This is a genomic window from Mycobacterium sp. (assembly GCF_040509115.1).
GTDB lineage: Bacteria > Actinomycetota > Actinomycetes > Mycobacteriales > Mycobacteriaceae > Mycobacterium.
This window is the reverse complement of sequence record NZ_JBEVLO010000063.1, coordinates 1-10,677: the sequence shown is the minus strand read 5'-3', so window position 1 is coordinate 10,677 and position 10,677 is coordinate 1. Positions and strand designations below refer to the sequence as shown.

10 protein-coding genes and 1 pseudogene are annotated in these 10,677 nt (G+C 65.5%); 7 read left to right on the top strand and 4 right to left on the bottom strand.

Features of this window, described 5'->3' with window-relative positions; genetic code table 11:
- The 6 genes from ABW137_RS04840 to ABW137_RS04815 form a co-directional block, all read left to right on the top strand.
- The coding region (locus tag ABW137_RS04840; protein WP_526397437.1) for an IclR family transcriptional regulator domain-containing protein at positions 1-341 on the top strand (341 nt) is incomplete at its 5' end.
- A 307-nt stretch (positions 342-648) separates the two neighbouring features.
- Positions 649-2,079: an MFS transporter gene (locus ABW137_RS04835; protein WP_526397436.1), complete on the top strand. Its 1,431-nt coding sequence runs from the start codon at positions 649-651 to the stop codon at positions 2,077-2,079.
- Positions 2,072-2,929 (top strand): alpha/beta fold hydrolase, encoded by an 858-nt coding sequence (locus ABW137_RS04830; RefSeq protein ID WP_526397434.1) that lies wholly within the window; start codon positions 2,072-2,074, stop codon positions 2,927-2,929. Before ABW137_RS04835 ends, ABW137_RS04830 begins: the two co-directional genes overlap by 8 nt.
- A gap of 106 nt (positions 2,930-3,035) precedes the next feature.
- Positions 3,036-4,091 (top strand): Gfo/Idh/MocA family protein, encoded by a 1,056-nt coding sequence (locus ABW137_RS04825; RefSeq protein ID WP_526397432.1) that lies wholly within the window; start codon positions 3,036-3,038, stop codon positions 4,089-4,091.
- Positions 4,092-4,168: 77 nt separating this feature from the next.
- Complete coding sequence (locus tag ABW137_RS04820) at positions 4,169-4,933, top strand: alpha/beta fold hydrolase (protein ID WP_526397430.1); 765 nt, start codon at positions 4,169-4,171, stop codon at positions 4,931-4,933.
- A gap of 9 nt (positions 4,934-4,942) precedes the next feature.
- The gene (locus tag ABW137_RS04815) at positions 4,943-5,833 is read left to right on the top strand and encodes a sulfurtransferase (RefSeq protein WP_526397428.1); all 891 of its coding nucleotides are present in this window, start codon (positions 4,943-4,945) and stop codon (positions 5,831-5,833) included.
- A 25-nt stretch (positions 5,834-5,858) separates the two neighbouring features.
- Here the strand turns inward: ABW137_RS04815 and ABW137_RS04810 are convergent, their stop codons facing one another.
- The 3 genes from ABW137_RS04810 to ABW137_RS04800 are packed head-to-tail and all read right to left on the bottom strand — an operon-like array spanning position 5,859 to position 8,792.
- A complete protein-coding gene (locus ABW137_RS04810; RefSeq protein WP_526397426.1) occupies positions 5,859-6,866 on the bottom strand; it encodes an SMP-30/gluconolactonase/LRE family protein in 1,008 nt (335 codons plus the stop codon).
- A gap of 22 nt (positions 6,867-6,888) precedes the next feature.
- Positions 6,889-8,274: an aspartate aminotransferase family protein gene (locus ABW137_RS04805; RefSeq protein ID WP_526397424.1), complete on the bottom strand. Its 1,386-nt coding sequence runs from the start codon at positions 8,272-8,274 to the stop codon at positions 6,889-6,891.
- The gene (locus tag ABW137_RS04800; RefSeq protein ID WP_526397422.1) at positions 8,271-8,792 is read right to left on the bottom strand and encodes an Lrp/AsnC family transcriptional regulator; all 522 of its coding nucleotides are present in this window, start codon (positions 8,790-8,792) and stop codon (positions 8,271-8,273) included. Before ABW137_RS04800 ends, ABW137_RS04805 begins: the two co-directional genes overlap by 4 nt.
- A gap of 135 nt (positions 8,793-8,927) precedes the next feature.
- On the opposite strand from ABW137_RS04800, the gene ABW137_RS04795 reads away from it, so the two are divergent.
- On the top strand, positions 8,928-10,403 hold the full coding sequence (locus ABW137_RS04795) for an aminobutyraldehyde dehydrogenase (RefSeq protein ID WP_526397420.1): 1,476 nt from the start codon (positions 8,928-8,930) through the stop codon (positions 10,401-10,403).
- A 1-nt stretch (position 10,404) separates the two neighbouring features.
- On the opposite strand, the pseudogene ABW137_RS04790 reads toward ABW137_RS04795, so the two are convergent.
- Positions 10,405-10,677, bottom strand: a pseudogene (locus ABW137_RS04790) (hypothetical protein); the annotation flags it as partial.

Here is a 10,677-nt window from a genome sequence, read left to right as displayed (position 1 = left end):
CGCTCCACGCCACCGCCGTGGGCAAGTGTCTTCTGGCCAACTCACCTCGCGACCTGTTGGTCGAGGTCATCGACCGGGGGTTGACGAGGCAAACCCAGTACACGATCACCGAACCGGGGCGCTTGGTGGCCGCCCTTCGGGACGTGCGCCGGACGGGGGTCGCATTGGCGAGAGAGGAGATGACGCTGGGTGTCGTCTCGGCTGCTTCTCCGATCGTTGGCAGGGGCGGTGCGCTGATCGGTGCGCTCGGCGTGGTGGCCCACTCGTCGAGTCAGCTGAGCAGACTCGGACCCGCCGTTCAGACTGCGGCCCTGAGCATCTCGCGGATGGCATCGACCTGATCGTGCAATTCGTTGGGATGCCTTGCTTCCCCGACGTGACGGCCCGGCCTGCATCCGCCTTCTCCGAAGGCAAGATCGCCCACTGAGGGGATCTTCGCCGCTCGTCCGAACTCACGGTGGGAGTGGACATCTGCCTGTCCGAGTGCCCGCACCGATCCAAACGATTCGAGGAACCGAAACCACTCAGTGGCGACAAGGGCTTTCCCTGGTGTGACGCAGGTTGCAATGTGACGTGACAGCGAAATCGGCCATCGCGCAACGGCGCAGACAACGCGGTTCCCCATCCGAGCGGCAGAAAGGACAAGTCGTGACACGTCCGGCGGAAGTAACGATTCGCGACGTCATCGATCGCAACCCGATCAGTTGGTTTCAACGACGGACCCTCATCCTGTGCTACGTCTGCATCGTCGTCGACGGACTGGAAGTGACCGTCGTGGGCTTCCTGTCGGGCGCCCTCAAAGCCGACTACGGGATCAGCACCGCGCAACTCGCACCCGCTGTCACCGCCGGACTGTTGGGATTGGCGATCGGCTCCTTCGGCGCAGGCCCGCTCGGCGACCGGTTCGGCCGACGCACCGTGATCGTATGGGCCATCGGCGCGTTCGCGGTGATGACACTTGCAACGGCGTTCGCCGACGGCGTCGCGGTCTTCAGCATCCTGCGCGTCCTGACCGGCATTGGGCTTGGGGCGTCGATGCCCAACGTGGCGGCGCTCGTCTCGGAATTCGTACCGACGGCACGCCGCAGGACCGCGGTGGCGCTCGTGTGGTCCGGTTTCACGACCGGCGCAGCGGTGGGCGCCATCATGGTGCCATTCGTCGTCGCAGCGTACGGCTGGGAGGTCGCGATGCTGCTGTGCGGCGTGATCGCAGCGATCATCTTCGTCGCCATCGCCCTCTTGCTGCCGGAGTCGGCACGGTTCCTGGCCAATTCGGGACGCGACCGCGACAAACTCATCGAATACTGCAACTTCATCGAGCCCGGCTCCGCTTCTGTGGACACCACTTTCACGCGCGAGTCCGCCGCCCGCACGCGTGCCTATCCGATCGGGGCACTGTTCGCGTCTCGACTGCGAATGGGAACCGTGACCATGTGGATCGGGTTCATGGCCGTGATGTTCACGACCTACCTGATGAATACGTGGCTGCCATTCCTGTTCCAGGACGCAGGTTTCGCGATCGGCACGATCGCGTTGCTCACCACGCTGCTACAGGTCGGCGGGATCATCGGCAATGGGTCGATCGGATTCATCCAGGACCGATTCGGTGCGCACGTCTCCCTGGTCTGGGGAAGCGCATTGGGCGCCGCGATGGCCGTTTCGATCGCCATCGCGCCACCGTCGACGCTGCTGTTGGCCGTCCTGATCTTCATCCTCGGCGTCTGTACCAACGGCGTGAGTACGGGATACACGGCGGTGTCGGCGACCTTCTATCCCACCGACATCAGGTCCACCGGAACCAGCTGGACGGCGGGTGTCTCCCGCATCGGTGCCGTCGGCGGAGCCGCGATCGGAACCGCCTTGGCCAGCTTGGGAATAACGTTCCAGCAGGTCTTCTTGATACTCCTCGTACCGATTTCCATCAGTGCGATCTGTATGGCACTCAAGGGTCTGTACTACCGCAATGCCGTCGTCGCGACCGATGTCGACGTGCGCATCCCATCGTCGAATCCACCGCGCGATCTCCCCGTAGATGCCAATCTCCCGAAGAAACACGAAACGGAGCCCGACCATGTCTAGAACGCCCTCTGTGAAACTGCGCCACGTGCTGCACCGTGTTGCGCCCGATGTGTCGCTGCACGCCGTCGTGGCAGGCGACGGGCCAGCGGTGTTCCTCATCCACGGCTGGCCCCAGACCTGGTACGAGTGGACCCCGGTGATCGACGAACTTGCCAAGCACCACACCGTCGTCGCGGTGGACCTCAAGGGAGCCGGTAACTCGTCCAAACCGCTCACCGGGTACGACAAGGTCACCATGGCAGCGGAATTGGACGCCCTTCGGAAGGAGCTGGGCTTCGACACCGTCCAGATCATCGGCCACGACTTCGGCGGGATGGTGGCGTACGCATGGGCTGCCACGCATCGCGACACCGTCACCCGGCTCGGGATCTTCGACGTGCCCATTCCCGGCGCAGAACTGTGGGACACGATCTACGCCGACCCAACCGTGTGGCACTTCTCGTTCCATCGGAATCGTGACCTACCGGAATTCTTGATCGCGGGACGCGAATACGGCTATGTCGAGTCCTTCTTCCGAAGTCGCGCCACGAATCACGCGGCGTTCACCGACAGCGACGTCGAGCTGTATGCCCGTGCGCTCGCTCAGCCAGGCGCCGTCCGCAGCACCCTCGAGTGGTATCGGGCGCTCGAGCAGGATGCCGACGACAACCGCAGGCTCAAACAGGAGCCCCTGACCATTCCGGTGCTGGCGCTCGGCGGCGAAAATCGCTGGGGCCCAAAGATCGTGGACATGGTGTCCGAGTTCGCCAGCAACGTGACCGGAGGGTCGATCCCGGACTGCGGGCACTGGGTCGTCGAAGAGCGCCCGGACGCAGTTCTGGCGGCCCTTGCGAACTTCCTCGAACGGTGACCGACCTGTGCCAATCCCGGATCCCCGCCAAGAACGTCTGCCACGACGAAGACAGCTGAACGGGTGACGGTTCGTCACCGGAACATACGAGAGGGTCACTACCGAAATGAGGGCATCGATGGAGCCGAAACCGTTGCGGATAGGTGTCATAGGAGGCGGTGTCATGGGTACCAAACATGCCGAATTCATCGCCCGCGAACCGAACGCAACCCTGGTTGCCGTGGCCGACCCGTACTCGGCGACCCTCGCCGAAACAGCTGGCGTGACAAGCTACACCGACTACCACGAGCTGCTCGCAGCACCGGACGTCGACGCCGTGATCATCGCCAATCCCAACGGCGAACACGTCCCGACCGCGCTCGCGGCGATAGACGCGAGGATTCCCGCCCTGCTCGAAAAGCCCGTGGCGATATCGGTGGACGAGGCCTCGTTGCTGTCGTCGGCCGTCGCGGCCTCCGACGGCGTGATACTGGTCGGTCATCATCGCCGCCACCATCCAGCCGTCGCCGTCGCGCGAGGCATGATCTCGGCGGGCGAACTCGGTCGAATCGTCGCAGTCAACGGGCTTTGGTTGACCAAGAAGTCCGACGAGTACTTCGAGCAGTCGTGGCGGCGCACCAGCGGCGCCGGGGTGGTGTTGATCAACCTCGTCCACGACCTTGACCTCGTGCGCTACCTGATCGGCGAGATCACCACGGTTCAAGCCACCTTCAGCAACGCCGTCCGAGGATACGAAGTCGAGGACACCGCCGCAGTCATCGTCGGCTTCGACAATGGGGCGATCGGGACGTTCATCGCGTCGGACACGGTCGTCGCACCTTGGGGCTGGGACCAGTCGACTCAGGATGACCCGCAGTTCCCCTTCAACCCCGACACGATCAGTTATTCCATTGCCGGCACCGAGGGATCCTTGGCCTTTCCTCAGCTGGGTCACTACTACCACGACGGCGAATCCAACTGGACTCGACCACTTTCGCGGCGCTACCGCGCCACCGAGACCGGCGACTCCTTCACCAGGCAGCTCCGGCACTTCATCGACGTCGCGCGGGGCACCGCCGCGCCGCTGGTGACAGTCGACGATGCCGTCGCCACGTTGAACGTGGTCGAGTCGGCGCATCGATCGGCGGAGACCGGTGCGCTCATCGACGTGAAGCCTCGGTAGCGCACCGGCACATCACTCTTCCCGGCCAATCGATCCGCCGGGACACGGAATCCGAACGGCGAAGAAGGAGTCATGACATGAACCACGCAGCGGCTGCATCCGAAGACCTCGTCCTCGTCCACGGCGCGTGGCACGGGGGATGGGCATGGCAGCCGGTGGCCGCCCACCTGCGGGCAGCCGGTCACCGGGTGACAGCGCCGACCAGCCCAGGATTGGGTATCGACGACGACCCTCGCGACGTCACGCTCGCCGACTGCGTCGACTCTCTCGTCGACCACGTCGAACGCACCGATCGCACGGGTGTGACGTTGGTTGCCCATAGTTGGGGCGGCTTCGTCGCTGCGGGCGCCGCCCCACGGCTGGCGTCCCGATTGAAGCGAATCGTGTTCTGGAGTGCGTTCGTTCCGCGGGCGGGCCGATCACTGCTCGACGAGGTGCCGCTCGAGTACGTCGAATCGTTCACCGCCTCGGCGGCGGCATCGCTCGACAACACCGTGCCGCCGCCCGCGGGGACCTTTCATGAGTCGTTCATGGCCGACGCGAGTCCGGAGGCGGCCGCGGTGGTGGGGTCGTTGCTCCGCGCGCAGCCGTTCCGGACGTTCTCCGACGAGCCGGTCGGTGGGGAGGAGTATCGAGACCTCGGCATCCCGCTCGAGTACGTCCTCTCGACCGAGGACGTGGCCCTACCTCCAGGCGAATTCGGCTGGGCGCCAAGGATGCCCGAGCGGTGCGGAGTATCCCCGATCCTCGTGCCAGGAAGCCATGAATCGATGTTCACGCGACCAGCCGAGTTGTCCGAGGCGCTGTTGAGCGTGTCGGTGCCACAAGGTGATCCCCGATAGCGCAAGGGAATGAAGTCGCGGCCAGCAGAACCCATCTCGCACACCGTCTCCGTTGAATGGTTGCACGCGCACCTCGGCGCCGGGAACGTGGTAGTCGTCGATGCGACGTGCCGCAACGTCATCGCGTCGGACGGGCTGCACTCGCCGGTCAGCGGGTACGAACCGTTCCTCCGTGAACACATCTCCGGTGCGGTATTCGCCGACCTGTTGGGAGCATTCTCGGCCCCGAATGCCGAGCGAGCCTGGACGGTTTGCACGTCGGAGCGGTTCGCCGAGGCCGCGGGTGCCCTCGGCATCGGTGAGGGCGCGCAGGTGGTGGTGTACGACCAACACGAGGGTTTCTGGGCGACTCGGTTCTGGTGGCACCTTCGATTCGAGGGCTTCACCGAGGTGTCGGTTCTCGACGGTGGACTCAAGGCCTGGAAGGCCGCTGAGTTGCCGATCACGGCGGAGGCGACGACGCCCACACCCCGGCGGTTCGTCCCCAACCGCCGACCCGAGCTCATTCGGTCGACTGACGAGATGGTCGCTGCCCTCGATGACGCGTCGACCGTGTTGGTCGATGTCATGGACGAGGCGACTTACCGCGGCGATTCCCCCACGTTCGTCCGCCGGGGCCACATCCCGGGCAGCATCAATGTGCCCGTCGACCAAATTCGCTCACCCGAGACCGGAAGGCTTCGGCCCGTCGAGGATCTGCGGCGCGCATTCGCGGCGGCGGGATTGCTGGATCCGTCGAAGACGATGGTGACGTATTGCGGCGGTGGAATAGCGGCGACAGCCGTCGCGCACGCGTTGGCGCTCGTGGGTCGTTGCGACGTCGCGATCTATGCCGGGTCGATGAGAGCGTGGTCTGCAGATCCGAATCTGCCGTTGGTCAAGGGTGATTCGCCGCGCTGACAACCGCCGCGGCGGCGGCCCGCCGCTACGCGTCGAAGTAGGCGACCGCGGGGAACTCGATCGTCGACATCCAGACCTTGCCCGCGGACTCGACGACGCCCGTGACGCCGCCGAAGTCCGGATGGGTGGTGCGAGTGCCGCCGACGACCTCACCGCTGTCCGGATCGAACGCGACCACCCACACCTCCGGCTCCACCTTCGGCTGGAACCGCGCGGGAAGCCGCCAGATCACCTGGCGGATCCAAGGGGCCCGCGGCATCAAACCCTCGGCCCGCAGATTGGCCGGTGTCACCATCGCCACCCAGATCCGACCGTCGGGTCCCGTTGAGATGTTGTCCGGCATGCCCGGCAGGTGGACTGCGAGGGGCGTCACGCGGCCGGCCTGCGGGCCGGTGAGCCAGTACTTCGACAGGCTGCGGCCCATCGTCTCGGCGAATACCAGCGCAGACCCGTCGGCAGTGACCGTGACGCCGTTCGCGAAGTACAGCCCGTCGAGCAGAGTGGTGACCGTGCCGTCGGTCGTGAGGCGGAACAGGCCGCCGCGGCCGCGCGCATCCAAGATCGCCGCGAGGAAGTGCTCGAAGTGATAGTCGCTCGTCGACTCGGTGAAATATATTGTGCCGTCTGAGGTTTCGGTAACGTTCGAGCAAAACTTCAATGGCCTGCCCCGGCCATCGGCGTCGACCGACTCGACGAGCGTCGTCAGTTGCCCGTTCGCGGGATCCAGCGCCAGCAGCCCGCGGTAGCTGTCGCAGATCAACACCCGGCCGTCGTTGGCGACGTGCATGCCCAGCGGTCGGCCACCCGTGTTGGCGACCACGGAGCGCTCGCCACCGTCGCGGGCGATTTTGACGATGCGCCCGTCGACCAGGCCCGTCCAGAGGTTGCCGTCGGCGTCGACGACGATGTCCTCCGGTCCGTCTCCTGGCACGGGTACGACGGTGAGCGTCGCCGCCGGTAAGTCGGGCAGCGGGTCCACCGGCGGCGGCTGCCACCGAACGGGCTGGATCGACGGTTTTGGTGTCGCAGTCACCGAGGTGACGTTACGGGCGGAACTACATCCGCCGGCCCGCTTCGCCGAGGACGCTGTGCAAAATCTCGTAGATCGCGTCGAATTCCTTCTGGCCGCAGATCAGTGGCGGAGCCAACTGGACCACTGGGTCGCCACGGTCGTCGGCGCGGCAATACAGGCCAGCCTCGAACAGCGCGGGGGTGAGGTAACCGCGGAGCAGCCGCTCGCACTCCTCGTCGTTGAAGGTCTCCTTGGTCGCCTTGTCCTTCACCAGTTCGATGCCGTAGAAGAAGCCCTCGCCGCGGACGTCCCCGACGATCGGTAGGTCGTGCAGCTTCTCCAGGGTGGCCCTGAACGCTGGCGCCATCTCCTTGACGTGGTCGTTGAGACCTTCGCGCTCGAAGATGTCGAGGTTGGCCAGCGCGACGGCCGCCGAGACGGGATGCCCACCGAACGTGTAGCCGTGTCCGAACACCGTCGAACCATCGTTGAACGGCTCGAACAGTCGGTCGCTGGCGATCATCGCACCGATCGGCGAGTAGCCCGACGTGAGTCCCTTGGCGCAGGTGATGATGTCGGGGACGTAGCCAAAGTCGTTGCAGGCGAACATCGATCCGATGCGTCCGTAGGCGCAGATCACCTCGTCGGACACCAGCAGCACGTCGTACTCGTCGCAGATCTCGCGGACCCGCTCGAAGTACCCTGGCGGCGGTGGGAAGCAGCCGCCCGCGTTCTGCACCGGCTCGAGGAACACCGCGGCGACGGTGTCCGGACCCTCGAACTCGATGGCCTCGGCGATCCGGTCGGCGCAGTACCGTCCGAACGCCTTGGGGTCGCTGCTGAACTGTTCGGGAGCCCGGTAGAAGTTGGTGTTGGGCACTCGGAAACCGCCAGGGGTCGGCGGATCGAACGGCGCCTTGAAGGTGGGGATGCCGGTGATGGCGAGGGCGCCCTGCGGTGTGCCGTGGTAGGCGATGGACCGCGAAATCACCTTGTACTTGCCCGGCTTTCCGGTCAACTTGAAGTACTGCTTGGCGAGCTTCCATGCGCTCTCGACGGCCTCGCCGCCGCCGGTGGTGAAGAAGACGCGGTTGAGGTCGCCCGGCGCGTAATTGGCGATGCGCTCGGCCAATTCGATGGCGGGCGGGGTCGCGAAGGACCAGAGCGGGAAGAACGCGAGGGTCTCGGCTTGCTTGGCGGCGGCCTCGGCCAGTTCCTTGCGGCCGTGTCCGACCTGGACCACGAACAGCCCGGACAGGCCGTCGATGAACTGGTTCCCGTCGCTGTCCCAGATGTGGAAGCCCTCGCCGCGCGTGATGATCGGCGGCGTGATGTCGTCGCCGTGGCGGGCGAAGTGGCCCCACAGGTGACGCTTGGCCTTGGCGCCCAGGTCGGTGGAAACGGTTGGATCTGAATCGATGAGTGTCATCTGGTACCCCAATTATATTGCTGCTTAACTAGTTTCAGGTAAACCAAGGTCTCGGTGGATATCACCCCGTCGACGGCGCGGATCTTCGTGTTGAGCAGGTCGAGCAGATCGCCGTCGTCCTCACAGACCACTTCGACGATCGCGTCGAACGAGCCTGCGGTGAGGACGACGTAGTCGACGGATTCGATGGCGGCGAGCTTGTCGGCGATCTTGGTGGTGTCCCCGGTGCAGCGGATGCCGATCATCGCCTGGCGGGCGAAGCCGAGCTGCATGGGATCGGTGACCGCGACGATCTGCATGACGCCCGCATCGACCATGCGCTGCACCCGCTGGCGGACGGCAGCTTCGGATAATCCGACCGCCTTGCCGATGCCTGCGTACGACCGGCGACCGTCCGCCTGCAGCTTCTCGATGATCGCCTTGGAGAGCTCGTCGAGTTGGAAGGCGGCGCCGGGTCGCGAGTGGTTGATCCGCAACGAGACAGCCTGGACCCCGGCGTGGGCATCCGGGTCGACCATGACCACGATTGTGCACGGAATCCGTCGTTGCAGGCAACCAAAGCCATGAAATCGTTTGTTTTACATGTTGGTCACGGGGGAAATGCGAAGGGGAGTGCGTAGCCCGTCTCACCCCCGTCCGCTAGCGTAAAAGTCATGACGATCGCGAGCAGCTGGATCGGCGGCGCCGAGGTGATCACCGGTGGTGGGATGCACCAGGTCATCGATCCCGCCACGGGAAACGTCGTTGCCGACTGCGCTCTGGCGACGCCGGAGGACGTCGACACCGCCGTCGCGTCCGCACGTGAGGCGCTCCCCGGGTGGGCCACCGCGACGCCGGTGGAACGGTCGGCGGTGCTGGCCAAACTGGCGCAGCTGGCTGGCGAGCACGCCGAGGCGCTGGTGGCCGAGGAGGTGAGCCAGACGGGCAAGCCGGTCCGGCTGGCCACCGAGTTCGACGTCCCCGGCAGCGTGGACAACATCGAGTTCTTCGCCGGTGCCGCCCGGCACTTGGAGGGCAAGGCCACCGCTGAGTACTCGGCCGACCACACGTCCAGCATCCGGCGTGAGGCGATCGGAGTCGTCGCGACCATCACGCCGTGGAACTATCCACTGCAGATGGCGGTGTGGAAGGTGATCCCGGCCTTGGCTGCAGGGTGCTCGGTGGTCATCAAGCCGGCCGAGGTGACACCTTTGACGACGCTCACGCTGGCCAGGCTCGCCAGCGAGGCGGGTCTGCCCGACGGCGTGCTCAACGTGGTCACCGGCGCTGGTGGTGACGTCGGGACGGCACTCGCCGGGCACCGCGACGTCGACCTGGTGACGTTCACCGGCTCGACCGCGGTCGGGCGGCGGGTGATGGCGGCCGCGGCGCAGCACGGACATCGCACGCAGTTGGAACTCGGCGGCAAGGCGCCGTTCCTGGTGTTCGACGACGCCGATCTGGACGCCGCGATCCAGGGTGCGGTCGCCGCCTCGCTGATCAACTCCGGGCAGGACTGCACTGCCGCGACCCGCGCCATCGTCGCCCGCGACCTGTACGACGACTTCGTGGCGGGTGTCGGCGAACTGATGAGCAAGATCGTCGTCGGCGACCCGCACGACCCCGACACCGATCTCGGCCCGTTGATCACTCACGCGCACCGGGCCAAGGTCGCAAGCATCGTCGACCGCGCCCCGGGCGAGGGTGGGCGGATCGTGACCGGCGGCACCGCCCCCGATCTGCCAGGCTCGTTCTACCGGCCGACGCTGATCGCCGACGTCGACGAGCGGTCGGAGGCCTACCGCAGCGAGATCTTCGGACCGGTTCTGACGGTGCGTTCGTTCACCGATGACGACGACGGCATCCGGCAGGCCAACGACACCGAGTACGGTCTGGCGGCTTCGGCGTGGACGCGTGACGTGTACCGCGCCCAGCGGGCCTCCAGGGAGATTCGCGCCGGGTGTGTGTGGATCAACGACCACATCCCGATCATCTCGGAAATGCCGCATGGCGGTTTCGGCGCGTCGGGGTTCGGCAAGGACATGAGTCAGTACTCGCTCGAGGAGTACCTGTCGATCAAGCATGTGATGAGCGACATCACTGCCACCGTCGACAAGGGTTGGCACAGAACGATTTTCACGAAGCGGTAGGCTACAGATCGCTGACGGGTGCGATGGCAGTCAGCAGAATCGTGTTGTAGCTGCCGGCGGCGGCTTTTGTGTAGATGATTCCAATGGGTAGGGCGGGGATGTCCGTCTGTCCGTATTCGTTGTCGCCGATGGCGAGGGCGGTGCCGTCGGAGCGCAGCAGCACCGTGTGAAAGTCGCCGGCGCTGGCTTGGGTGTACGTGATCCCGGTGGGTGGGGTGGGGATGTCGGTCTGTCCGTATTCGTTGTAACCGATGGCGATGGCGGTGTTGTCGGA

Bases quoted from the DNA above. Each gene is read 5' to 3' on its own strand.
- ABW137_RS04830 (WP_526397434.1), top strand. From the start codon at position 2,072: ATGTCTAGAACGCCCTCTGTGAAACTGCGCCACGTGCTGCACCGTGTT.
- ABW137_RS04825 (WP_526397432.1), top strand. From the start codon at position 3,036: ATGAGGGCATCGATGGAGCCGAAACCGTTGCGGATAGGTGTCATAGGA.
- ABW137_RS04820 (WP_526397430.1), top strand. From the start codon at position 4,169: ATGAACCACGCAGCGGCTGCATCCGAAGACCTCGTCCTCGTCCACGGC.
- ABW137_RS04815 (WP_526397428.1), top strand. From the start codon at position 4,943: ATGAAGTCGCGGCCAGCAGAACCCATCTCGCACACCGTCTCCGTTGAA.
- ABW137_RS04805 (WP_526397424.1), bottom strand. From the start codon at position 8,274: ATGACACTCATCGATTCAGATCCAACCGTTTCCACCGACCTGGGCGCC.
- ABW137_RS04800 (WP_526397422.1), bottom strand. From the start codon at position 8,792: ATGGTCGACCCGGATGCCCACGCCGGGGTCCAGGCTGTCTCGTTGCGG.
- ABW137_RS04795 (WP_526397420.1), top strand. From the start codon at position 8,928: ATGACGATCGCGAGCAGCTGGATCGGCGGCGCCGAGGTGATCACCGGT.